The organism is Sphingomonas sp., from assembly GCF_026460985.1.
Classification (GTDB): domain Bacteria; phylum Pseudomonadota; class Alphaproteobacteria; order Sphingomonadales; family Sphingomonadaceae; genus Sphingomonas.
Genome location: NZ_JAPKNM010000068.1, coordinates 38,540 through 62,414 on the forward strand (window position 1 = coordinate 38,540; position 23,875 = coordinate 62,414).

The 23,875-nt window shown below is 68.4% G+C and carries 23 protein-coding genes and 1 riboswitch; of the genes, 16 read left to right on the top strand and 7 right to left on the bottom strand.

Going from position 1 to position 23,875, the window contains the following annotated elements:
* Positions 1-114 precede the first annotated feature (114 nt).
* The 3 genes from tilS to MT490_RS11500 all read left to right on the top strand — a co-directional run bounded on the left by tilS (position 115) and on the right by MT490_RS11500 (position 3,488).
* Positions 115-1,008, top strand: coding sequence for a tRNA lysidine(34) synthetase TilS (gene tilS / locus MT490_RS11490; RefSeq protein WP_297387501.1), 894 nt, complete (start codon positions 115-117; stop codon positions 1,006-1,008).
* 69 nt (positions 1,009-1,077) lie between these two features.
* Positions 1,078-3,051 carry an ATP-dependent zinc metalloprotease FtsH gene (gene ftsH, locus MT490_RS11495; protein ID WP_297387504.1) on the top strand — a complete coding sequence of 658 codons (1,974 nt, stop codon included), beginning with the start codon at positions 1,078-1,080 and terminating at the stop codon, positions 3,049-3,051.
* Positions 3,052-3,116: 65 nt separating this feature from the next.
* The gene (locus MT490_RS11500; RefSeq protein WP_297387506.1) at positions 3,117-3,488 is read left to right on the top strand and encodes a hypothetical protein; all 372 of its coding nucleotides are present in this window, start codon (positions 3,117-3,119) and stop codon (positions 3,486-3,488) included.
* Positions 3,489-3,498: 10 nt separating this feature from the next.
* On the opposite strand, the gene MT490_RS11505 is transcribed toward MT490_RS11500, so the two are convergent.
* Positions 3,499-4,557: a DUF3667 domain-containing protein gene (locus MT490_RS11505; RefSeq protein ID WP_297387509.1), complete on the bottom strand. Its 1,059-nt coding sequence runs from the start codon at positions 4,555-4,557 to the stop codon at positions 3,499-3,501.
* A gap of 46 nt (positions 4,558-4,603) precedes the next feature.
* Here MT490_RS11505 and MT490_RS11510 point away from each other — a divergent pair, with 46 nt between their 5' ends.
* From MT490_RS11510 to MT490_RS11560, 11 genes are all read left to right on the top strand, one after another.
* Positions 4,604-5,863, top strand: a complete 1,260-nt coding sequence (locus tag MT490_RS11510) for a glutamate-5-semialdehyde dehydrogenase (RefSeq protein WP_297387512.1) — start codon at positions 4,604-4,606, stop codon at positions 5,861-5,863.
* Positions 5,864-5,894: 31 nt separating this feature from the next.
* Positions 5,895-6,146 (top strand): ribbon-helix-helix protein, CopG family, encoded by a 252-nt coding sequence (locus MT490_RS11515; RefSeq protein WP_297387514.1) that lies wholly within the window; start codon positions 5,895-5,897, stop codon positions 6,144-6,146.
* Positions 6,146-6,433 carry a type II toxin-antitoxin system RelE/ParE family toxin gene (locus MT490_RS11520; RefSeq protein ID WP_297387516.1) on the top strand — a complete coding sequence of 96 codons (288 nt, stop codon included), beginning with the start codon at positions 6,146-6,148 and terminating at the stop codon, positions 6,431-6,433. Before MT490_RS11515 ends, MT490_RS11520 begins: the two co-directional genes overlap by 1 nt.
* Positions 6,430-7,089, top strand: a complete 660-nt coding sequence (locus tag MT490_RS11525) for a nicotinate-nucleotide adenylyltransferase (protein ID WP_297387518.1) — start codon at positions 6,430-6,432, stop codon at positions 7,087-7,089. Before MT490_RS11520 ends, MT490_RS11525 begins: the two co-directional genes overlap by 4 nt.
* Positions 7,090-7,167: 78 nt before the next feature.
* Positions 7,168-7,479 carry a ribosome silencing factor gene (gene rsfS / locus MT490_RS11530; RefSeq protein ID WP_297387638.1) on the top strand — a complete coding sequence of 104 codons (312 nt, stop codon included), beginning with the start codon at positions 7,168-7,170 and terminating at the stop codon, positions 7,477-7,479.
* A gap of 17 nt (positions 7,480-7,496) precedes the next feature.
* The gene (locus tag MT490_RS11535) at positions 7,497-7,919 is read left to right on the top strand and encodes a 23S rRNA (pseudouridine(1915)-N(3))-methyltransferase RlmH (protein ID WP_297387522.1); all 423 of its coding nucleotides are present in this window, start codon (positions 7,497-7,499) and stop codon (positions 7,917-7,919) included.
* Between the two features lie 3 nt (positions 7,920-7,922).
* On the top strand, positions 7,923-9,098 hold the full coding sequence (locus MT490_RS11540) for a peptidoglycan DD-metalloendopeptidase family protein (RefSeq protein ID WP_297387525.1): 1,176 nt from the start codon (positions 7,923-7,925) through the stop codon (positions 9,096-9,098).
* Between the two features lie 65 nt (positions 9,099-9,163).
* Positions 9,164-10,495, top strand: a complete 1,332-nt coding sequence (locus tag MT490_RS11545) for a S41 family peptidase (RefSeq protein ID WP_297387528.1) — start codon at positions 9,164-9,166, stop codon at positions 10,493-10,495.
* A 3-nt stretch (positions 10,496-10,498) separates the two neighbouring features.
* A complete protein-coding gene (locus MT490_RS11550; protein ID WP_297387530.1) occupies positions 10,499-10,981 on the top strand; it encodes a disulfide bond formation protein B in 483 nt (160 codons plus the stop codon).
* The gene (locus tag MT490_RS11555; protein ID WP_297387533.1) at positions 10,978-11,511 is read left to right on the top strand and encodes a demethoxyubiquinone hydroxylase family protein; all 534 of its coding nucleotides are present in this window, start codon (positions 10,978-10,980) and stop codon (positions 11,509-11,511) included. The genes MT490_RS11550 and MT490_RS11555 overlap by 4 nt, the downstream gene beginning before the upstream one ends.
* Positions 11,512-11,563: 52 nt before the next feature.
* Positions 11,564-11,968: a hypothetical protein gene (locus MT490_RS11560; RefSeq protein WP_297387535.1), complete on the top strand. Its 405-nt coding sequence runs from the start codon at positions 11,564-11,566 to the stop codon at positions 11,966-11,968.
* A 6-nt stretch (positions 11,969-11,974) separates the two neighbouring features.
* Here MT490_RS11560 and MT490_RS11565 read toward each other — a convergent pair whose 3' ends face one another.
* Positions 11,975-13,192, bottom strand: coding sequence for a glycosyltransferase 87 family protein (locus MT490_RS11565; RefSeq protein WP_297387538.1), 1,218 nt, complete (start codon positions 13,190-13,192; stop codon positions 11,975-11,977).
* Between the two features lie 302 nt (positions 13,193-13,494).
* Between MT490_RS11565 and MT490_RS11570 the strand changes: the two genes are divergently transcribed.
* Entirely contained in the window at positions 13,495-14,679 is a 1,185-nt protein-coding gene (locus MT490_RS11570; RefSeq protein WP_297387541.1) for a parallel beta-helix domain-containing protein, read from the top strand.
* The gene (locus MT490_RS11575) at positions 14,676-15,695 is read left to right on the top strand and encodes an SO2930 family diheme c-type cytochrome (RefSeq protein WP_297387544.1); all 1,020 of its coding nucleotides are present in this window, start codon (positions 14,676-14,678) and stop codon (positions 15,693-15,695) included. The genes MT490_RS11570 and MT490_RS11575 overlap by 4 nt, the downstream gene beginning before the upstream one ends.
* Positions 15,696-15,761: 66 nt before the next feature.
* Here MT490_RS11575 and MT490_RS11580 read toward each other — a convergent pair whose 3' ends face one another.
* The 5 genes from MT490_RS11580 to MT490_RS11600 all read right to left on the bottom strand — a co-directional run bounded on the left by MT490_RS11580 (position 15,762) and on the right by MT490_RS11600 (position 23,632).
* Entirely contained in the window at positions 15,762-16,574 is an 813-nt protein-coding gene (locus tag MT490_RS11580) for an aldo/keto reductase (protein ID WP_297387547.1), read from the bottom strand.
* 28 nt (positions 16,575-16,602) lie between these two features.
* Positions 16,603-17,313, bottom strand: a complete 711-nt coding sequence (locus tag MT490_RS11585) for a DJ-1/PfpI family protein (RefSeq protein WP_297387549.1) — start codon at positions 17,311-17,313, stop codon at positions 16,603-16,605.
* Between the two features lie 18 nt (positions 17,314-17,331).
* Positions 17,332-17,412, bottom strand: a riboswitch (ZMP/ZTP riboswitch).
* 39 nt (positions 17,413-17,451) lie between these two features.
* Entirely contained in the window at positions 17,452-19,065 is a 1,614-nt protein-coding gene (locus MT490_RS11590) for an alpha-amylase family glycosyl hydrolase (protein WP_297387552.1), read from the bottom strand.
* Positions 19,062-20,855, bottom strand: coding sequence for an alpha-amylase family glycosyl hydrolase (locus MT490_RS11595; protein ID WP_297387555.1), 1,794 nt, complete (start codon positions 20,853-20,855; stop codon positions 19,062-19,064). Before MT490_RS11595 ends, MT490_RS11590 begins: the two co-directional genes overlap by 4 nt.
* An 80-nt stretch (positions 20,856-20,935) precedes the next feature.
* Positions 20,936-23,632, bottom strand: a complete 2,697-nt coding sequence (locus MT490_RS11600; RefSeq protein ID WP_297387641.1) for a TonB-dependent receptor — start codon at positions 23,630-23,632, stop codon at positions 20,936-20,938.
* Positions 23,633-23,875 lie beyond the last annotated feature (243 nt).

The window sequence follows — 23,875 nt, forward strand, 5'->3', positions numbered from 1 at the left end:
GGAGGGGGACCGCGAAGCGGTGGAGGGGTAGTCGCCCCAAGCCATGTCGCCAGTGGAGACTACCCCTCCGTCAGCCTTCGGCTGCCACCTCCCCCTCCGGGGGAGGATTGCAGGTTGGGCCTGGCGGTTTCAGGCGGTCCCGATAGCCTCGCGCTACTGCTGCTGGCATCGGCGGCGTTTCCCGAACAAGTGATCGCCGCGACGGTCGATCACGGGCTGCGTCCCGAGGCGGCCGAAGAAGCACGGTTCGTCGGCGAGATCTGCAAGACGCTCGGCGTGCCGCACCATATCCTCACGGGCGCGCTTCCGGCGGGCAATCTGCAGGAGAGTGCGCGCGCGTTGCGCTATGCCCTGCTTGCCGAATGGGCGAAGGGCCGCGTCGCATGGGTCGCCACCGCGCACCAGCGCGAGGACGTCGCCGAGACCTTCCTGATGCGCGCGCGCCGGGGCGCCGGGGTCGGCGGACTGGCCGCGATGCGCGCCACGCGGCCGCTGGGCGGAGTCACTTTGGTCCGGCCATTGCTGGACTGGTCGCGCGCCGAGCTGGAGGCGATCGTCGCGGCGTCGGGGATCGCGGCGGTGCAGGATCCGTCCAACCGCGATCCGCGCTTCGACCGCGTCAGGATGCGCAGGCTGCTCGCCGAATCGTCCGAGCTGCCGGCCGACCGGCTGGCGCTCGCGGCGCGCAACCTGCGCCATGCGGAGGAGGCGCTCGCCTGGGCCGCCGAGCGCGAGTGGCAGGCGCGCAGCCGGCCCGATGGCCTTTCGGTGCGGCTCGACGCAGGCGGCTTGCCCTACGAGCTGCAGCGGCGGCTGGTGGAGCGGGCCGTGGATCGGGTCCGCGCCGGGGACGAGGAAGCGCCGCTCGACAAGCTCCGCGGCGAAAGCCTCGACCGCCTCGTCGCCACGCTCCTTTCGGGCGGCACCGGTACGATTGCGGGGGTGAAAGCGAGCGCGAAACATGCTGAATGGCGCTTCAGCGCAGCTCCGGCGCGCCGATCACACTGATCGACGTTGTTCCATTGCCATTAACCTGGCGGTGCCTATCTATGATGGGCGAAAGGTATCGAGCTCGATATGAATGACAACAACAAGCCGCAGGGTCCCGAAAACGGCGGCGGCAATCCCTGGATGAAGAGCCTGCTGATCTGGGTGGGCATCCTTGCGGCGCTCGCGCTGTTCGTCAATTTGTTCGACCGCGCCGGCACCCCGGCCGCAGGCGACGCGATGTCCTATTCGAGCTTCCTCGACAAGGTGGAAGCCGGCGAGGTCAAGTCGGTCAACATCGCCGCGGGCGCCGCGGGCACCAGCATCGTCTCGGGCACGCTGTCGAGCGATGCGCGCTTCCGCACCAATGCGCCCAACGATCCCCAGCTGATCTCGACGCTGCGCGGGAAGGGCGTGGCGATCAACGCGCGGCCCGAGGAGGGCGCGTCGATCTGGCAATATATCCTGGTCCAGTCGCTGCCCTTCCTGCTCTTCCTCGGTATCGCCTTCTTCGTGCTCCGGCAGATGCAGAAGAATTCGGGGAGCGGAGCCATGGGCTTCGGCAAGAGCCGCGCGCGCCTGCTGACGCAGAAGGAAGGCAAGGTCACCTTCGACGACGTCGCCGGCATCGACGAGGCGCGCGAGGAGCTCCAGGAGATCGTCGAGTTCCTCAAGGACCCGACCAAGTTCGCCCGCCTCGGCGGCAAGATCCCCAAGGGCGCTTTGCTCGTCGGCTCGCCCGGCACCGGCAAGACCCTGCTCGCCCGCGCGATCGCGGGTGAGGCGGGCGTGCCCTTCTTCACCATCTCGGGTTCGGACTTCGTCGAGATGTTCGTCGGCGTGGGCGCGAGCCGCGTCCGCGACATGTTCGAGCAGGCCAAGAAGTCGGCGCCGTGCATCGTCTTCATCGACGAGATCGACGCGGTCGGCCGTTCGCGCGGCGCGGGCCTCGGCAACCAGAATGACGAGCGCGAGCAGACACTCAACCAGCTGCTCGTCGAGATGGACGGCTTCGAGGCAAACGAAGGCATCATCATCATCGCGGCGACCAACCGCCCCGACGTGCTCGATCCCGCCTTGCTGCGCCCGGGCCGCTTCGACCGCCAGGTCGTGGTGCCGCGCCCGGACATAGAAGGCCGCGTGAAGATCCTCTCGGTCCATATGAAGAAGGTGCCGCTGGCGCCCGACGTCGATCCGCGCGTCATCGCGCGCGGCACGCCGGGCTTCTCGGGCGCCGACCTGGCGAACCTGGTCAACGAGGCGGCCCTGCTCGCGGCGCGCCGCGGCAAGCGCCTCGTCGCGATGAGCGAGTTCGAGGACGCCAAGGACAAGGTCATGATGGGCGCCGAGCGCAAGTCGATGCTCATGACCGAGGACGAGAAGCGCATGACCGCCTATCACGAGGCCGGTCACGCCATCGTCGCGATGCACGAGCCGGCATCGGACCCGATCCACAAGGCGACGATCATCCCGCGCGGCCGCGCGCTGGGCATGGTGATGCGCCTGCCGGAGCGCGACCAGAACTCGATGCACCGCGACCAGATGTACGCGCACCTCTCGATCGCGATGGGCGGCCGCGTCGCCGAGGAGCTGATCTTCGGCTACGACCGGGTGAGCTCGGGCGCTTCGTCGGACATCCAGTCTGCGACGCGGCTGGCGCGCTCGATGGTCACCCGCTGGGGCATGTCCGAGGCGGTCGGTCCGCTCGAATATGCCGAGGACGAGCAGAATTATCTCGGCTACGGCATGGCGCGCCCCGCGCACATGTCCGACGAGACGGCGCGCCTGATCGATTCCGAGATCAAGAAGCTGGTCGAGGGCGGTCTCAACCGCGCCAAGCAGGTGCTGAGCGACCATATCGACCAGCTCCATTCGCTGGCCCAGGCGCTGCTCGAGTACGAGACGCTGACCGGTGAGGAGATCAAGCGGCTGATCGCGGGCGAGGACATGGGCCGCGAGGACCCGGGCGCCAAGACCGCGCCGGTTGCCAGCGCGGGCACTTCGATCCCGAAGATCCGCAAGCCCAAGGGGCCGTTCGGCAATCCCGCCCCGCAAGGCGCGTGAATTCAGTCCGCGTTAAAACGCGGGCGACTAACCCTCTCCCGAGCGATCGGGGGAGGGTTTTTCGTATGCGGCGTGTGACGGTGGGCTTGGTCGCGCTGGGTCTGGTCGTGCCGGGCGCGGCGCAGGCGATGACCGTCGCGCAGTTCCTCGCCAAGGTGAGGGCGTTGCAGGCGCAGGGCGCGCTGGCCGCGCTTTCGCCCGATGCCGATCTGGTGCGGCGCGAGGTCGCGATGATCCGCGCCGCCTATACCGCCGACCTGCGTGCCGCGCGGGCCGCCGGGCGGACGCCGCACAGCTGCCCGCCCGAGACCGGCAAGCCGAAGCTCACGCCCAAGCAGATGCTCGCCGAACTCGAGAGGATCCCCAGGGCCCAGCGCGGCATGAGCATGAAGGCCGCGGTCTACGCCTATATGAAGCGGACCTATCCCTGCCGGTGACGCGTACGCGTCAGCCCATCATCCCCATCGCGACCAGGATCAGCAGGAACAGGCTCAGCACGATCGAGATGAACCAGGTGAGCACCATCGCGCGCAGCAGCGCCGACCACCAGCGCAGCCGATAGGCCTGTTGCAGCTGCCGCGTGACGTGGACGAACGGGATCAGCAGCCCCGCCGCGCCCAGCCAGTTCGACGGCACGCCGAGCGTCGCCGCCACCGTGATCGCGATGAACAGCAGCGACATGAACGAGATCGAATAGATGATGAAGATCGCGTGGTCGTAGAGCTTGTATTGACGCTTCCAGAAGAACAGCAGCCATAGGAAGGGCAGCGACAGCGGGATCAGCAGCCACGAGAATTTGTAGACGCTCGATTGGAGCTTGTAGATCATCAGCGAGGGGTTCTGCTGCCACTTCTCGATGCCGTGATCGAGCGTGTACCAGCCGGTGTGCGTCGCCTTGACTTCGACCGGGTCGGCCTGGAGCTCCTTCGTCGCGAGATCGAAGCCTTTCAGCCGCGTGTCGGCCTCGGCGATGTCCTTGACCGCCTCGGCGCGATCCTCGGCGTCGGATTTGGCGTCGTCACGCCTCTCGATCGCCCTTTCGCGCTGCTTCGCCACCTGCTCGCGCTCCGCCTTGATCGCGGCGAGCGGATAGGCGTTGACTCCACGCATGTCGGTCGGCGCGGAGATTCCGGCGAAGGAGAAAACCGCGAACATCGCAAAGATCGAGAAGAGGAAGATCGCCATCGGCGAGACGAAACGCGCACGCTCGCCGGCAATGTAACGCCGCGTAAGATCCCCCGGCCGCCAGGCGAGCAGGGGCAACGTACGCCAGAACTTGCCCTCGAAGTGGAACACGCCGTGGACGATCTCATGCCCGATCGCGGCGAGCGAGCGATGGATGTGCCCCGCCTGGCCGCAATGGTGGCAATGCGGCCCGATCAGCGCAGTGCCGCAATTGAGGCACATGACGTCCCCGTCACCATGCCCCTCGCCCGCCCGCGGCTCCATCGCGCGGCCGAGCAATCCTCCGGTGACGATTTCGCCGGCTGCTTCCAAGTCCCCCATGGCCATGGCCTATCAGCTTGCGGCGAGCCGTGCTAGCGGGTCCGGCATGGCCGATACCGACACCCAGATGCTGATCGCCGACATGGCCGCGCGCGCGCGCGCTGCGTCCCGCGCGCTCGCCGCGATGACCAGCGCGCAGAAGAGCCGCGCATTGCTCGCCGCCGCCGCCGCGATCCGCGAAGCGAGCGACGCGATCGTCGCCGCCAATGCCGAGGACATGGCCGCGGCCGAGGCTTCTGGGCTCTCGGGCGCGATGCTCGACCGGCTGCGCCTCGATGCGGGCCGCGTCGAGGCGACCGCGGCGGGCGTCGAGGCGGTCGCGCGGCTCGACGATCCGGTCGGCAAGGTGATCGAGCGCGTCGATCGGCCCAATGGGTTGGTGCTCACGCGCGTACGCATCCCGATCGGGGTGATCGGCATCATCTATGAGAGCCGTCCCAACGTCACCGCCGATGCCGGCGCGCTCTGCGCGATGTCGGGCAACGCCGCGATCCTGCGCGGCGGCTCGGAAGCGATTCGCAGCAATCGCGCGATCCATGCCGCGCTGGCGCAGGGCCTCGAGGCCGGCGGCATGCCCGCCGACGCGATCCAGCTGGTCCCCGTCACCGATCGCGCGGCGGTCGGCGCGATGCTGACCGCAGAGGGCGCGATCGACATGGTGGTGCCGCGCGGCGGCAAGGGCCTGGTCGCGCGCGTCCAGGCCGAGGCGCGCGTGCCCGTGCTCGCGCATCTCGACGGGCTCAACCACACTTATATCGATCGCTCCGCCGATCCGGAGATGGCGCGCGCCCTCGCGCTCAACGCCAAGATGCGCCGCACGGGCATCTGCGGCGCGACCGAGACGCTGCTGATCGACCGCGGCTTCGCCGATCCCGCGCCGGTGCTGACGGCGCTCGCCGATGCCGGCTGCGAGCTGCGCGGCGACGCCGAGATCCGCGCGATCGAGCCGCGCGTCACCGCCGCCAATGCCGAGGATTGGGACACCGAATATCTCGACGCGATCCTCTCGGTTAAGTTGGTCGACGGCGCCGACGACGCGATGGCGCATATCGCCGCGCACGGATCGCACCATACCGACGCGATCGTCGCCGAGGACGCCGCGACGGCCGAGCGTTTCCTCGCCACGGTCGACAGCGCGATCGTGATGTGGAACGCCTCGACTCAGTTCGCCGATGGCGGCGAGTTCGGCCTCGGCGCCGAGATCGGCATTTCCACCGGCCGCCTCCACGCCCGCGGCCCGGTCGCGCTCGAGGGGCTGACGACGTACAAATGGGTGGTGCGCGGGACCGGCCAGGCGCGACCTTGAAGGCGGCGTATCGATTGTATACATTCGTTGCATGAGCAAGACGACCGTCATCACCGGCCGCGTCGCCGAAGAGACCTCGGCCAAGCTCGACCGGCTCGCCACGCGCATGGAGCGATCGCGATCCTGGATCGTGGCGCGCGCGGTCGAGGAGTTCGTGCTTTCCGAGACCGAGCTGATGGATTCGCTCGACGAAGCTGAGCGCCAGATCGAGCGCGGCGAGTATCTGACACAGGAAGAGATGGAAGCCTGGGTGGCGGGCCTCCGGCGCGATGCGGCCGCCTAGTGCGGGAGATCCGCTGGGCAAAATTTGCGCAAAGCGACCTCGAACGGATCGTCCGATATTTCGGTGCGATCGACCCGGCGCTGGCGGCTGAATTGGCCGAACGGATCGTGAAGGCCACGCATATTCTGTCGGAATTGCCGCAGGCGGGCCAGGCAACGACGCGGGCGGGACGGCGCCGGTGGCGCGTACCGCGGACCGACTATGTGCTCTTCTATCGCGTCGAACGCGACCATGTCCGCATCCTGCGGGTGCTGCATGGCGCGCAGCAACTGGCTGGCGGATTGTGAAACGCATCGGTCTCCTCGGCGGCTCGTTCAACCCCGCGCATCGCGGACACCGCAAGCTCTCGCTCCATGCGATCCGCGCGCTGGGGCTGGACGAGGTGTGGTGGCTGGTCTCGCCGGGCAATCCTCTCAAGGACAAGGCCGGAATGGCGCCGTTCAGCGCGCGGATGGCCTCGGCGCGGACGATGGCGCGGCATGCGCCGATCCGGATCACGGGAATCGAGAAACGGCTCAAGACACGCTATACCGCCGACACGCTCAAACGGCTTCCGCGCGTGTTCCCGAAGCATCGATTCATCTGGCTGATGGGCGCGGACAATCTGGCCCAATTCGACCAATGGGAGCGCTGGCGCGACATTGCGCGGCAGGTTCCGATTGCGGTGATTGCACGTCCGGGCTATGATGCGCGGGCTCACGCAAGTCCTGCGATGAGTTGGCTGCGGCGCGCTGTGCGGCCCGCAGGCCAGGCGAAGAAATGGACGCGTTGGAGATTGCCGGCCCTCGTGCTGCTGCGCTTTCGCCCCGATCCGACTTCGGCGACCCGCATTCGCGCCGCCGACCCTGCCTGGCACCGGCACTTTCCGGACGTGCGTGCGATACCCATATCCACGCCGTCCGTGCCGTCTCCACCGCCGCGCACAGACCTGTTGCAATCCTGAGGAGCTAACTTGGCAACTTCCCCCAATGTGCAGCGCGTCCCCGGTGCCGAAGGCGTCGAGGCGCTGCACGCGCTCGTGATGAACTCGCTCGACGACGATCAGGCGGTCGAAACCGTCTCGATCCCGCTCGCCGGCAAGAGCAGCATCGCCGACTATATGGTCGTGGCCTCGGGCCGTTCGACCCGTCAGGTCGCGTCGATGGCGGCAAAGCTGGCCGAGAAGATCAAGGCGGAGTTCGGCCGGTCCCCGCGGGTCGAGGGCCTTCCCACCGCCGATTGGGTGCTGATCGACGCGGGCGACGTGATCGTTCACCTGTTCCGGCCCGAAGTGCGCACCTTCTACAATCTCGAGCGCATGTGGTCGTTCGGGGAAACCGCGGGCCAGGCCTGAGCGGCTGACGAGCGGCTATGCTGCTCCATATCGTGGCAAGGGGACGCATCGGGCGCGGGCCCGAGGCGGAGTTGGTCGAGCGCTATCTGAAGCGCGTCGCCTGGCCGACCAAGGTCACCGAGCTTCCCGACACCGGCGGCAAGATGCCCGATCAGGGCCCCGCCACGCGCATCGTCATGCTCGACGAGACCGGCGAGAACCTGCCCTCGCGGGTGATCGCCGAACGGCTGGGGCGGTGGCGCGACGACGGCGTGCGCGAGGCGCGCTTCCTGATCGGCGCGGCCGACGGTTTCGACGATGACCAGCGCGCCGGTGCCGACCTGCTGATTTCCTTCGGGCGCGCGACCTGGCCGCACCTGATGGCGCGCGCGATGCTCGCCGAGCAATTGTGGCGCGCCACTTCGATCCTTGCCAACCATCCCTATCACCGCGAAGGCTGAGCCATGGGGCCCACGCGGAGCATCGCCGTCGCCGCCGCCTTGCTGGCGATGCTCGCCGCGGGCAGCATGGCGCCCGCGCAGGAGATGCGCGAGCAGCAGGCGCGGCTGAAATCCGCCACCGCCGCCTCGAACGCCGCCCAGGCGCGCGCGCAGGCGCTCGAGGCGGCCGCTGCCAACGAGCGTGACCGCGCCGCGCAGGCCCGGGCGCAGGAGGCCGCCGCCGCCGAACGGGTCAAGGCCGCCGAGGCCGACATCACCGCCGCCGAGGCGCGCATCGCGATCGTCGACCGGCTGCTCGCCGGGCAGCGCGTGCGGGTCGCCGAGCGGCAGGGACCCATCGTCCGGCTGATCGCGGCGCTGCAATCCATGGCGCGACGGCCCGCCGTTCTCGGACTCATCCAGCCCGGCTCGACCGAGGACATGGTCCATGTCCGCGCGGTGCTGGGCACGACGATGCCGGTGGTCGAGCGGCGCACCGCCGAGGTGCGCGCCGAGCTCGCCCGCGTCCAGCAGCTCCGCGCCACTGCCGGTACGGCCGTCAAGAGCCTGCGCGACGGCCGCGCCCGGCTCGAGGGCGAGCGCATCGCCCTGGTCCAGCTCGAAGCCACGCATCGCGCCCGATCGCAGGCGCTCGGACGCAGCGCCCTGGTCGAATCGGATCGCGCGCTGGCGCTCGGCGAGCAGGCACGCGACATCGTCGATCAGATGCAGACGCAGGGCGAGGCCAGCCAGGTCCAGCGCGAGTTGCTCGCTTTGCCCGGCCCGCTGCCGCGCCCCGACGCCGGGGCCTCCCCCGCCGCCGCCCCAGCGCGCCTGCCCGCCTATCGGCTGCCCGTCGCGGGCCGGCTCATCACCGGCCTGGGCGAGCTGTCCGCCACCGGGGTCCGCGCCCGCGGCCTGACTCTCGCGACCACGCCCAACGCACGCACGATCGCGCCCGCCGCAGGAAGGGTCGTCTATGCCGGCCCCTTCCGCGCCTATGGCGGGGTGGTGATCATCGACCATGGCGAGGGCTGGACCACGCTCGTCGCGGGGCTGGGCGGGCTCGCCGTCCGGGTGGGCGACCAGGTCGCGCAGGGGCAGGTCATCGGCCGTGCCTGGGCGAATGGCGATCCGCGCGTCACCGTCGAGCTGCGCCGCCGAGGGCAGCCGATGGACCTCGCGCAATTGCTGAACTGACAGGCCGTGGAAATGCCGTTATCCTGCACTAAATCTATAAGGTCGCTTTTGCCGAAAGTCGTATGATGCTTCGTCCGCTTCTCCAGGTCACCGCCGCCGTCAGCGCGCTGGCGCTCGTTCCCGTCGCCTCGGGCGCAATGGCGGGTGTCGATACCAACAGCTATCGCGAGCTCGACACCTTCATGGAAGTCTTCAACCAGGTGAAGGCGAACTATGTCGACAAGGTCGACGATCAGACGCTGATGAAGGGCGCGATCCAGGGCATGCTCGCGGCGCTCGATCCGCATTCGAGCTATGCCGACGGGCTCGACTTCGACAATCTCAAGATCCAGACCGACGGCAACTACGGCGGGCTCGGCCTCACCGTGACGCAGGAAGACGGCGCGGTGAAGGTGATCGCGCCGACCGAGGATACCCCCGCCGCCCGTGCGGGGATCAAGTCGGGCGACTTCATCACCCATCTCGACGGCAAGTTCATCGTCGGCGGCAGCCTCGACGAGGCGATCGAGCAGATGCGCGGCGCGCCGGGCACCAAGATCAACCTGACCGTGGTGCGCCCGGGCGCAGACAAGCCGCTCCAGTTCAGCCTCGTCCGCGAGATCATCGTGCAGAAGCCGGTGAAGTGGGAGGTCAAGAACGGCGTCGGCTACATCAACATCAACACCTTCACCGCCCAGACCGGCGCCGACACGATCAAGGCGATCCAGGGCATCGACAAGCAGCTCGGCCACAAGCCGCTCGGCTATGTCGTCGACCTGCGCGAGAATGGCGGCGGGCTGCTGAGCGAGGCGATCGCGGTGTCCGACGTGTTCCTCGGGCACGGCGAGATCGTCTCGCAGCGCGGCCGCGAGAAGGGCGACATCGAGCGCTACTACGCCGAATCCATGGTGCCGGGCGACCTCGCGCGCGGGCTGCCGGTGATCGTCCTCGTCGATTCGGGCACCGCCTCGGCCTCGGAGATCGTCGCCGGCGCGATCCAGGACCATCATCGCGGGCTCGTCATGGGCGTGCGCAGCTTCGGCAAGGGATCGGTGCAGACGATCCTGCCGATGGGCCAGCGCGCCGCGCTGCGGCTCACCACCGCGCGCTATTTCACCCCGTCGGGCCATTCGGTGCAGGAAGGCGGGATCAAGCCCGACCTGCTCGTGCCGCAGATCTCCGATCCCGACTACAAGGACCGCACCGTGATCCGCGAGGCGGATCTGCGCCGCCACCTGATCAACGCCGAGAAGGTCGACGATTCGACGCTCGAGGACGATGCGCGCACCGATCCGCGCTTCTCGGCCACCGCCGAGCAGCTCAAGAAGCAGGGCATCGAGGACTTCCAGCTCCATTATGCGCTGCAGACGATCGTTCGCTCGGGCGGCAAGCCCCAGGTCGCGACCAAGGGCCGCTGAGGCGTGCGCAGGGACGGGCTCCGCACCGCGCGGCTGATCGCGCTCCTGCTGCCGGCTGCCTTGCTGGCCGGGGCATGGGGTTCGCAGCTCTTCGGGCTGGTGCCGTGCGAGATGTGCCACTGGCAGCGCTGGCCGCATTATGCCGCGATTCCGGTGGCGGCGCTGGCGTTCGCGCCGCTGCCGCGCCCGGTGCAGATGCTGTTCGTGCTCCTCGCCGGCGCGCTGATCGCGGTCAGCGGCGCGATCGGCGTCTTCCACGCCGGAGTCGAATATCATTGGTGGCAGGGGATCACCGCCTGCACCGCCCCGGTCGGCCATGGCGATGCGATGGACCTGCTCAACCAGGCACTTCGCCGCCCGCTCGTGCGTTGTGACGTACCGCAATGGACGCTCTTCGGGATCAGCCTGGCGGGATTCAACGCGATCCTCTCGCTCGGCGGCGCGGTGGCGATCTTCGCGCTGGTGCCCCGCAAGGCGCGCCGATGAGCTGGAAGCCGGGCGACCGCCGCGAGGGCATGGCCGCGATGGTCCGAGTGGACCAGGCCGGCGAATATGGCGCGACGCGCATCTATGCCGGCCAGCTCGCGGTGATGGGCGATCGCACCCCCGCGGCGCGCACGATCAACGGCATGGCCAATCAGGAGGAACGCCACCGCGCCTTCTTCGACGCGATGATCGCGCGCCGCGGCGTGCGCCCCACCGCGCTCCAGCCCTTCTGGAACGTCGCCGGCTTCGCACTCGGCGCTGCCACTGCGGCGATGGGCCCCGCCGCCGCGATGGCCTGCACCGCCGCGGTCGAGACCGAGATCGACCGCCACTATAAGCGCCAGCTCGAGGAATTGGGCGAGAGCGATCCCGAATTGAGCGCCGCCGTGTCGCAATTCCGCGACGAGGAGCTCGAGCATCTCGATACCGCGATCGCCTCGGGCGCGGAGACCGCTCTGGGCTATCCAATGCTCTCGGGACTGATCCGGATGGGCTGCCGGGCCGCCATTGCGCTGTCGAAACGGATATGACAGGCCGGGTTCAGCGTTGAAGCGCCAGAACGGGCGTCGAGGAGAAGGCAGGATGCTCAAGCGGATCATGATCGTGGCGGGGCTCGCGGCCGCGCCCCTGCTGGCGCCCGCCGCGCAGGCCCAGAATGCCGCGCAGAACGGCGTGCTGGTCATCTATGGCGACGACAAATGCCCGACCAACGACAATGGCGAGGAGATCGTCGTCTGCCAGCGGCTCGACGAGGCCGAGCGCTTCCGCATCCCCAAGACGCTGCGCGAGCAGCCGGCCCGCCCGCAGGTGAGCGAGAGTTGGTCGGTGCGCTCGCAGGACGCGCTCACGACCGGACGCACGGGCGTCGGCAGTTGCTCCGCCGTCGGTGCCGGAGGCGGCATTGGATGCGCGACGCGCAATATCAGCCGAGGAATGGCCGAGGCGCGGGCGCGCCGCGAGGAACAGACCGACCTCCCGCTGCCCTGAGTCGGATCAGTCCACGCGGCGCACCAGCCATGCCGGCGGCGCGCGCAGCGTGCACTCGCCGATGATCCACAGCATCACCGCCGCGCGGAAACCCGCCGCGATCGCGATATGGCCATAGCTCGTCGCGGGCCAGCCCTGCTCCATTCCAGCGAACCACCAGAATTCGGCGAAATAGGCGGCGATGTCGCCCAGCACGAACAGCGCCACCGGCCATAGGCGCGGCACGGTCATCAGCAGCACCGGATAGAGCCACAGGTCGAATTGCGGCGAATAGACCTTGTTGGTCAGCATGAACCAGGCGAGCACCGGGGTGAACAGCACCCAGAGGTGCGTGCGATGCCTGCGCCAGCCGAGCGCGACGATCGCCGCCGCGCCGAGGAGGAAGGCAATCGCGGCATAGCGGTTGCGGTCCTCGATCCAGGTGAACCACCAGCCCAAATTGGAGAATATCTCCCACGAGGCCGCGGCGGTCCCCTGCCGTTCCTGCGAGAAGCGGTAGAACTCGCTCCAATTCTCGGGGGCGAACCAGGCGACCGGCAGGTTGACCAGGCCCCAGGCGCCGATCGCCGCCACGGACAGTGCCGTCGCGCGGAGCAATCGCTGCGGCCAAGGCCGGGCGTCGCCGAATAACGCGGAGAGGCCGATCAGCGGCAGCGCGAGCACCGGGAACAACTTGGCCGCGGTGCCGAGCCCCGCCACCGCAGCCGCCGGCACCAACCGGTCCTGGCGCGCCAGCAGCATCGCGCCGACTGCGAGCGCGACCGCAGCCATGTCCCAATTGTGCCCGACATAGAGAATCAAGGGCGGCGCCAGCGCCCAGCCCCAGAGCCGCCGCTCGTCCATCCCGGCGCGGATGAACAGCCGCATCAGCAGCGCCGCGAGCAGCGCGTTGACGATCACCACCGCGCCGAGGAAGTGCCAGTCGCGCGCGCTTTGGCCGAAGAGCAGCCGCACGGCCCCGCCCTCCGCCCAGATCTGCGCACCGGTGAGCACCGGATATTCCATCCGTGCCTCGAAATAGGGGATCTTGCCCTCGGCCACGCCACGGCCGTGCCAGAAGGGCATCACGTCGTTGTAGCAGCCGGTGGTATATTGCTCGGCACCGGTCCAGCCGCCGGGCACGCAATGCCCCTTGAACAGCCAGCCCGCGCCGAGGGTGAGCATCAGCGCGCACCAGAGCGCGGCCCTTCGCCAGTTCACGTCGCGCGGAAGAGCCCACCCCATGCGCCGGCTGCTTATCGTGCGCGGCGAACGGCGTCCACATGGGACAGAGAGACTATCTCCTCTTCATCGTCATCCCCGCGAAAGCGGGGACCCATCTCCTGAGCGAGCAGCAAAACGCACCAGAGCGTTCGTGGACAGGTCGGGAGATGGGCCCCCGCTTTCGCGGGGGTGACGAACAGAGAAACCGTCCGTCCGCCAAGGCAGCGGTTGCATGATCCCCGCCCTCGCTGACACACCTGTCAACAAGGCTGGACCCGGCCTCTCCCGCACGGCAGGATGCGCGAAAACAGAGGGAGAGGAAGATGGTTCGGATCGCCATGTTCGCGCTGCTGCTCGCCGTGCCCGCCGCGGCGGAGACCATCCGGGTCGAGGCCGGCGCCGATGCGCAGGAGCGCCTCCAGGCCGCGTTGATCGAGGCCAAGCCCGGCGACGTGGTCGAGATCGGCCCCGGCCGTTTCGAGCTCACCGACGGCCTCTCGCTCGACGTGAACCGCGTGACGGTGCGCGGCGCGGGGCCGGACAAGACCGTGCTCAGCCTCAAGGGCCAGCTCGGCGCCGGCGAGGGGCTGCTGGTCACGTCGGACGACGTGGTGCTGCGCGGCTTCGCGGTGGAGGACAGCAAGGGCGACGGGATCAAGTCCAAGGGCGCCGACCGGATCGTCTACAAGGATATCCGCGTCGAATGGACCGGCGGGCCCAAGGCGACCAACGGCGCGTACGGCGTCTATCCGGTCTCGAGCACCATGATCCTGATCGACGGCGTCGAAGTGAAGGGCGCGTCCGACGCGGGCATCTATGTCGGCCAGTCCGAGCAGATCGTCGTCCGCAACTCGAAGGTGTCGGCCAACGTCGCCGGGATCGAGATCGAGAACAGCCGCCACGCCGACGTCTTCGGCAATCTCGCCACCGGCAATACCGGCGGCATCCTGGTGTTCGACATGCCGAGCCTGCCCAAGATGGGCGGCGGCGAAGTGCGCGTGTTCGAGAACAGGGTGATCGACAACAACCAGGCCAATTTCGCGCCCAAGGGCAATATCGTCGCCACCGTGCCCGCCGGCACCGGCGTACTGATCATGGCGAACGACAATGTCCATGTCTTCGCCAACGAGCTCTCGGGCAACGCCACCGCGAACGTGATGATCACCGCCTATCGCCAGAGCTATGACGACGCCAAGTTCAAGCCGGTGCCGACGCGGATCATGGTGAGCGGCAACAAGCATGGCCGCGCCGGATTCGCGCCGGGCTTTCCGGGCGGCGCCGAGCTCGCCGCCGCGCTCGGCGGATCGATCCCGCCGGTCCTATGGGACGGCAGCGGCGATGCCCGCGCGCTCCATGTCGCGGACGGCGTCCCGGTGCTGAGCATGGGCCTGGCGCAGGGTGCCCCGCTCGAGACCGCCAAGCCGGCGCCGGTCGAGCTCAACGGCCCCGCCGCCCCGCGCCCGGCCGCCGTCACGCTCCCCGCGGCGATGGAGGCGGCGGCCAGGTGAAGGCGCTCGCTGCCGCCTGCCTGCTCTTCTGCGCCGCTCTCGCCGGACGCCCGGCAGAGGTAAACGATGCGGCGATCACCGGCGACGGCCTGCCCGCCAGGCTCTCCGACTATGGCTTCTTCGCCGATCTCGCCGGCGAGAAGCCCGCAGCGCGGGTGATGCCCTACGGCCTGGAGACGCCGCTCTTCTCCGACTATGCCGAGAAGCGCCGCTTTCTCTACGTCCCTGCCGGACAGAAGGCGCGCTACGATGCGGAGGCCGCCTTCGACTTCCCCGTCGGCACGGCGCTGATCAAGACCTTCGGCTATCCGCAGCAGGGCCGGTTCAAACCGCTCGAGACGCGGCTGCTGCTCCGCCGGGCGAGCGGCTGGGTGGCCTTGCCCTATGTCTGGGACGCCGAGGGGACCGATGCGCTGCTCAAGCGCGCGGGCACGCGCATCCCGGTCGCCTTCACCGATCCCGCCGGCAAGATCCGCCAGATCAGCTATGCGGTCCCCAACCAGAACCAGTGCAAGGACTGCCACGCCCTGTCGGGCACGATCACGCCGATCGGCGCCAAGGCACGCTACCTCAACCATGACGGCCGGCTCCAGAAGCTGCTCGCCGCCGGCATGCTCGACCGGCTGCCGGCCGACGCCCCGCGCGTCGCGCGCTGGGACGATCCCGCGGCTAGGCTCGAGGATCGGGCGCGGGCCTATCTCGAGATCAATTGCGCGCATTGCCACAATACCGCGGGCGCCGCGTCGAACTCGGGCCTGTTCCTCGACTTGCGCCGGAGCGACCCTGTTGCGCTCGGTGTCCGCAAGCGCCCCGTCGCGGCCGGACGCGGCAGCGGCGATCGCGACTTCGCGATTGCGCCGGGCGAACCCGACGCCTCGATCCTGATCTACCGCATGGAGAGCGTGGACCCGGGCATCGCCATGCCCGAGCTGGGCCGCGCGACGGTGCATGCCGAGGGCGTGGCGCTGCTGCGCGAATGGATCGCCGCGATGCCGAAAGCCGCCCCCGCGCGTTAGGAGCGGATGCCCGAACGCGGGAGGCAGACAGGCTCAGGGCGAACGGGGAAGGTGTCTGTGCCCGGACTAGAGCCGGTCCGGATCGGGACCCAGCCGCCCCGCCGGATCGTCGAGCGCGTCGATCGCCGCGATGTCCTCCGCTTCCAGCGCCGCCTGCCCCGCCGCAAGGTTGGCCGCAAGCCGATCGCGCGACGAGGCCTTGGGGATCACCGCCAATCCGTGGTGCAGATGCCACGCCAGGATCGCCTGCGCCGGCGAGCAGCCGCGCGCCTCAGCGATGCGGACGATCTCGGGGTCGGCAAGCAGGGTCCCCTGCCCCAGCGGCCCCCAGCTCTGCGTCACGATCCCGTGCGCGGCGTGGAAGTCGCGCAATGCACGCTGCTGGAAGCCCGGATGGAGCTCGACCTGGTTCAAGGCGGGCACCACGCCGGTCGCGTCCATGATCGCGCGAAGATGATCCGGGCCGAAGTTGGACACGCCGATCGAGCGGGCCCGTCCCTCGTCGCGGAGCCGGACCAGCGCCTTCCACGCATCCACATATCTGCCGAGCGACGGCATCGGCCAGTGAATGAGGTAGAGATCGACGCTGTCGCGCCCGAGCCGCGCAAGGCTCCGGTCGAACGCGCGCAACGCCGAATCGAAGCCGAGATCGTCGCGCCAGAGCTTGGTGGTGACGAACACGTCGTCCCGCCCATCGAGCCCTTCCGCCACGCCGGGTTCGTTGCCGTAGAAGGCGGCGGTGTCGACGAGGCTGTAGCCGATCCCGACTGCCTCGCGCGTGATCCGTGGCGCCTCCGCGTCGGGCACCAGATAGGTGCCGAAGCCGATCGCGGGGATCGTGCGGCCGTCATTCATGGTCAGCGTGCGCGTCGCGGGCATCGGCTTCTCCTGTTGGACGACGCGATGCCTAACCGCGCGGCCCGGTCTCCGCCAGATGCGCGGCGATCGCGCGCACCTTCTCCTCGCGTCCCGGCGCGAATTTGTCGATCATCGCCCGGTAGCGCGCCAGCGTCTCGGCGTCGGCGTGTTCGGGGGCGCCGCTGTCGAAGGGCGGCGCCGGATCATATTCGAGGCTGAGCTGGACGAACCGGGCATGCGCCTCGCCGCAGATCCGGGCGGTGAGTGCGAGCGCGAAGTCGATGCCTGCGGTGACGCCGCCGCCGGTGACTCGGTTGCGGTCGAACACCACGCGCTCGGCCATGGGTTCGGCGCCGAACCAGGCGAGCTGATGGCGCGAGGCCCAGTGGCACGCGGCGCGATAGCCGGTGAGCAGCCCCGCCGCGGCGAGCACCAGCGACCCGGTGCAGACGCTGGTGACCCATTGCGCCGTCCCGGCGACCTCGCGGACCCAGGCGAGCGTCTCGGCATCCTCCATCACGGCGACCGTGCCGAAGCCGCCCGGCACGCAGAGGATGTCGGTGCGCTGCACTTCGGCGAAGGTGGCGGTGGGCAGAAGCGGGAACTGCGCGTCGGTGGATACCGGATCGCGCGTCCTCGCCACCAGATCGAGCTTCGCATTGCCCAGCCGCGACAGGACCTGCGCGGGCCCGGTCAGGTCGAGCTGCGTAACGCCGGGGAAGAGCAGGAAGGCGATATGGAGCGGCACGGATTCGGGCATGGCGTTCCTCCGGGTGTGAGAGGGTGCCCAGGCGATGCGGCTTATGCCCCCGCGCTTCCCGATGGTGCTCCATCTTCGTCGCCAGTCACGCGGGTGTGCCTGTCATAAGCGACACCGCGGCGCCGCGCAAAGCCCGTCCTAGTCGGCGATGACCGCGGCGAAGGCGGGCAGCAGCTCGGCCGTGCCGCCATTGACCGCCTGGAGCACGCGCCGGCCGCGGAAATCCTCCGGCAATGCCACCGGCCGCTCGCCAAGGTTGAACGCGCAGAGCAGGCGCTGTCCCTGCGCCTCGCGCTCGAAGACCAGGAGCGCCTCGCCGGCCTCGCGGATCGTGATCGAGCCGGTCATCAGCGCGGGGTTGGCGTGGCGCAATGCGATCAGCCGGCGCGTGAGGTTGAGTAGCGAATCGGGGTCCACCTCCTGCCGGTCGACCGCCAGCCCGGCATGATCGGGGCCGATCGGCAGCCAGGGCTGGCCGCTGGTGAAGCCGAGCCGGGGCGCGTCGCCCGACCAGGGCATCGGCGTACGCGCGCCGTCGCGGCTCAGCGTCAGCGGCCAATTGGCGATCGCCTCGGGATCGCGGAGATGCTCGAAGCCGATCTCGACCTGGGTCAGCCCCAGTTCCTCGCCATAATAAAGGAAGGCGTTGCCGCGCAGCGACAGCAGCAGCAGCATCTTGAGCCGCGCGAATGCCTGGGCATGTTCGGGCGCGATCCAGCGCGAGATCGCGCGCGGCGCGTCGTGATTCTCGAAGGCCCAGCTCGGCCAGCCGATGCCCGGTGCATGCGGCCAGCCCTCGACCGCGTCGCGCACCAGCGCGGGGGTCAGCCGGTCGGCATAGAGGAAATTGAAGCCATAGGCGCTGTTGAGCCGCGTCGCGCCCTCGGTGAAGAGGTGCATCTCGGGCTCGGGCGCGGGGCCGCCCACCTCGGCCACCGTAAAGCGCCCGCCGAAGCTGTCGGCCAGCGCGCGCAGTTTCTCGAGGAAGCGCGGGATGTCGGCGTGGCTCTGATTGTAGATGTGCTGCTGGAAGTCGAACGAGCGCGTGCGCAGGCCGCCGGTATCGGGCGCCGGCGGATTGTCGCGCAATTCGGGATCGTGCATCGTGAAGTTGATCGCGTCGAGCCGGAAGCCGTCGACTCCGCGCTCCAGCCAGAAGCGCGCGATCGCCAGCGCCGCTTCCTGCACCGCAGGGTTGTGGAAGTTGAGGTCGGGCTGCTCGCGCAGGAAATTGTGCAGATAATATTGCCCGCGCCGCGCGTCCCAGGTCCAGGCAGGGCCGCCGAACACCGATTGCCAGTTGTTGGGCGGGCTGCCGTCGGGCCGGGCGTCGGCCCAGACATACCAGTCGGACCGCGGATTATCGCGGCTCGCCCGGCTCTCGCGGAACCAGGGATGCTGGTCCGAGCTGTGCGAATAGACCTGGTCGATGATCACGCGGAGGCCGAGCTGGTGCGCGCACGCGATCAGCGCGTCGAAATCGGCGAGCGTCCCGAAGATCGGATCGACGTCGCAGAAATCGGCGATGTCATAGCCGAAGTCGCGCATCGGCGAAGTGAAGAAGGGCGACAGCCAGACGCCGTCGACGCCCAGCGAGGCGATGTGGTCGAGATGCGCGGTGATCCCGGCAAGGTCGCCGATGCCGTCGCCGTTCGAATCGGCGAAGCTGCGCGGATAGACCTGGTAGATCACCGATCCGCGCCACCATTCGCGCGTGTCGGCGTGCGAATTCTGGACAAGCAGTTCGTTCATTGCGGCGTTCCGGCGGCGCAGACGGCATAGCCGAAGGCCGGTAGGGTCAGGGTGATGCTGCCGGGCGCGGCAGCAGCCGCCGGGCAGGCGCCGGCGAGCGAGGTGAACGCCGTGGATCCGGTCTCGACCTGGATATTGCCGGTCCATGGCTGCGGGCTCGAATTGAATGCGACCAGAATCTCGGTGCCGGCGACGGGATCGAAACGCGAGACGGCGAAGAGACCCGGCTTGTCGCTCGCGAAACGCGTCACCTGCCGGCCGCGGGTGAGTGCGGGATGCGCCTTGCGCAGCTTGGCGAGGGCAGCGATCTCGCGGAACAGCGGATGGCCGGTGTCGAAATTCGAGACCGCGTTGGTCTTGTCGCTGCCGAGCAGCTTGTTGTCGTTGTAGACCGCGACCTTGCTCGCGAACATGTCCTCGCGCGCATCCTGGTCCACGCCGTCGCCGACAAAGCCCTGCTCGTCGCCCGAATAGATGGTCGGCACGCCGCGGAGCAGCAGCAGCATCGCATGCGCCAGCCGCACCCGCGCGAGGAGTTCGTCCTGGCCGATGTCCGGGATCGCCGCCTTGATGAAGGTCGAGCTGCGGCCGGCGTCATGGTTGCCGATGAAAGTCGGCAGCCGTCGCGCGGTCGCCTCGCCGCCCTCGTAGAGCACGTCGGCGGCGAACAATTTCGCCAGCCGGTCGGTCCCCGCCTTGCCCGAGGCGACTTCATTGGCGGCCATGGCGAAGCCGAAGTCGAGCACCGCCGGCAGCTTGTCGACGCGCGTGTGCCGCGCGAGCGCCGCGACGTCGGGATCGGCGACCTCGCCGAAGATGTGGAAATTGGGGATGCCCTTCGCTCGCGCACGCTCGAGCATCGCCGGCGCGAACGCCGCCCAGAATTCGGGGTTCACGTGGCGCGCGGTGTCGATGCGGAAGCCATCGATCCCGAAGCGGTCGATCCAGCTGCCGAAGATCTCGATCATCCCCGCCACCACGCGCGGATTCTCGGTGAACAGATCGTCGAGGCCGACGAAATCGCCGAGCAGCGAGCTCTCGCCGGCGAAGGTCGAGTTGCCGCGATTATGGTAATAGATCGGATCGTTGAGCCAGGCGGGAACCTTCACGCTCTTCTCGGCCGCGGGCACGAACGGCGTGTAGGCGAAATCGGGGCGGGTGAGCCTGGCGAAATTCTCCGCCGTCTGGACATGGTCGCCCGCGAAGCCCGGATTGATCGCCGCGCCGGCCAGCCCGCCCTTGCGGCCATAGGGATAATCGGCGCGGCTGCGATAGTCGCACGCGCCGCATTCGCGATACTGGATCACGTCCGCCGTATGGTTGGCGATGATGTCCATATAGACCTTGATGCCGCGCGCATGCGCCGCATCGACCAGCGCCTTGAAATCCGCATTGGTGCCGAAATGCGGATCGACCTGGGTGAAATCGGTCACCCAATAGCCGTGATAGCCCGCCGATTCCTGCCCCGCCGGTCCCTGGACGGCCTTGTTCTTGAAGATCGGCGCCACCCAGATCGCGGTCGCCCCCAGCGCCTGGACATAGTCGAGCCGCTTGATCAGCCCCTTGAGGTCGCCGCCATGGAAGAAGCCCTTGGCGGTCGGATCGAAGCCGGTGACGAGCCGGTCGCCCTTCAGCCCGCCGCGATCATTGGCGGTGTCGCCATTCTCGAAGCGATCGGGGAGGAGGAAGTACAGCACTTCGTCCTCGGGCAGACGATCGCGAAGGCCCTGCGCGGCCGCCGGCGTGGCCAGCATAGAGGCCGCGAGCAACAGGAATGCGGGAAGTCGCATCGAACGGGACCCGGTCATTTACTCGACCTTTCCGGAGAGGCGACGCGCGGGGGAGAGGACCCGCGCGGCGCCAACCATCATCAGAACTTGAACGACGCGCCCGCGAGGAAGCGGCGGCCATAGACCTGATAGTCGATCACCCGCAGCGGCTCGCCCGGATCGGTGGTCACGAAGGGCTCGTCGGTGAGGTTCTGCCCCTGGAGATAGAGCGAGAGGCCGTTGAGCGCGCCCGAGCGGAAATCATAGCCGATCTGCGCGTCGACGATCGTCTCGCCCTTGGCACGGCGGCGCACCTTGTTCGCGCCGAAGCCCGAAAGCTCGCCGACGAAGGTCGAGCGATACCGCAGGCTGCCGCGCGCGTTGAAGCCCCATTTCTCGAAATAGGCGGTGCCGTTGGCGACCCATTTCGAATAGCCGGGAATGTCCTCGGCGGGCTGGCCGGCGCCCGGGATCACCTTGGTATCGGTGTAGGAGAGGCCGCCGGTGAGCCCGAACCCGTCGAGCGCGCCGACCAGCTCGCCGAGCGGCAGGGTGCCCGCCAGCTCGACACCCTTGATGTCGCCGCCGGCGGCGTTGATCGGCTGGGTGATCAGGCCGATCGTGGTGGTCGGCTGCAGGCCCGGGGCGATCGGATAGCCGCTGAAGTCGAACGGCACGGTCGCATTGTAGATGAAGCTCTTCAGGTCCTTGTAGAAGAGCTGCACGGCCAGATAGCCGCGGTTCCCGAAATACTTCTCGAAGCTCAGGTCCACCGAATTGGAGCGGATCGGCCGCAGCAGCGGATTGCCGCCGCTGCCCTCGATCAGCAGGCTGGTGGTGCTGACGCCATAGCCGATCGACTGGCGCATATCGTCCATGCGGGGACGCTGCATCTGCCGGGCCACGGCCAGGCGGATCACGAAATCGCTCGGGAAGCGCAGCGAGAGGTTCATGCTGGGCAGGACGTCGATATAATCGTCGCCGCTCGTGCGCTGGACATAGGTGCCGACGCCCGCGGCGTCGCGCACGAACAGCAGGCCCGACGACTTCTGGACCGTGCTGACGAACTGGACGCCGATATTGCCGGTCAGCTCGGTCGCGCCGAAGCTCGCCTTGAGGTTGCCCTGCAGATAGGCCGTCATCAGGTCTTCTTCGATGTCATAGGCCTTGGCCGGGATGTCCGGGCTGGGGTTGGAGACGAGCGAATAGATGTTGCCGGCGGCGAGCACGTCGCGCGGATCGTAGCTGATGATCGGCCCCAGCCCGAGAAAGGCCTGGTCGGTCGGCTCGCGGAGCAGGTCGGTCGGCACCGGCACCGCCGTCGCCCCGTTGGCGAGGCGGACCAGATATTCGTCGGGCACCAGCGACTTGTCGTGGTTGGTGTAGTTCAGGCCGAACTTGAGTGCGGAGACGAAGCTGTCGATCTCCTTCTCCACCTCTACGCGGTACTGGTGGATCTCGTCCTCGACGATGCGATTGTTGAAATAGCCGACCTGCGGCGGGTTGCCCGCGCCGCCCCAGCCCTGCGGATCGGTGAGCAGGATCAGGTTCGGGTCCGAATAATTGAGCTGGTGCGTGAAGAAGGTGCCGGTCTCGCTGGTGGTGAAACCGATCGTGTCCCGCGCGCCCGTACCCTGGCCGGCGCCGGTGCCGGCATAGCTTTCGAGGATCAGCTCGTTGCGATCGGTCTTCGAGTAGCTGATGTCGGCGGTGGCGGTCCAACCGTCATCGCCCTCATATTTGCCGTTCCAGCCGAACGAATAGAGCTTGGCGTGCCGGTCGAAGCCGTCGTTGCGGACCACGCCCTCGACGCCGGTGAAGGTGCCCGAGGTGATCACGCCGTCGGTGGTCTGGAAGCCCGGCTGCAGCGTCGCATTGCCCCAGGCGAGCGGCAGCTCGATGCCGCGCTTGATCTGGTCGTCCTTGAAGTCCGAGAAGAAGCCGTCGAGCGTCATCGTGAAATTGTGCGTCGGCCGGACCTGGAGCGTCCCCATCAGGCCGAGGCGCTTGAGCTGGGTCGAGGTGACGTAGGATTTCGAACCGCCGATCACCTTGGTGCCGTTCGGTCCGTCGGCATAGCCCCAGGCGTTGAACTCCTGGATCTGATAGGGCTCGTCGAGATAGCCGCCCGAGAGCGCGATGCCGACGGTGTCGTTCAGGAACTGGCCGACATAGGTCGCGTTGAGGCGATAGCCGAATTCCTTCGATCCGCTGTTGAGCGCGCCGAGATCGGCCCAGCTTCCGCGCGCGCCGACTGAGAACACGCTCTTGCCATAGTCGAGCGGACGCACCGTGCGCAGGTCGACCGTGCCCGAGAGACCCTGGCCGACGATGCTGCCCATCGCCGTCTTGTAGATGAGCACCTGGCTCATGATCTCCGACGGATATTGGTCATAATCGACCGCGCGATTGTCGCCGGTCGAGGTCTGCTCGCGGCCGTTGAGCAGGGTGGTCGAGAAATCGGGCGCGAAGCCGCGGATCGAGATCTGGTTCGAACGGCCCGAGAGGCGCTGCGAGGTGAGGCCCGGCAGGCGCGCGATCGATTCCGCGATCGAGGCGTCGGGAAGCTTGCCGATATCCTCGGCCGAGATCGATTCGACCACCTGGTCGCGCGACTTCTTCTCGACGACCGCGCTCTCGAGCGCCGCGCGGAAGCCGGTGACGACGACCTCGCCCTCCTGCCCCTCGGGCGCGGCCGCCGTCTGATCGTCCTGCGCATAAGCGGGCGCCGCGAACGCCGCGAGCGCGAGTGCCGCCGCAAGTGCCTGGCTGCTCGCCCCAAGAGCCATGCTGGCCATGCGGCCACGGTTAGTGCTGGTCAAAGTCCGTCTCCCCTAAGTCCCGCGCCCCGCCCCGGCTCTGGCGGCCGGTTCATTTCGGATACGCAACATGTCCGCGTGCAAAGGATTGCCCGCCGTTGCCCCGCACTTCTTCCCAAACAGTGGCTCTCGACCAGCGAACCACATACGTATTCAATGGCGATCCATGCCCGGCGTGGCCCGTTTGCATCACCCGCGGCGTTGACGCGGGAGGCGATCTGC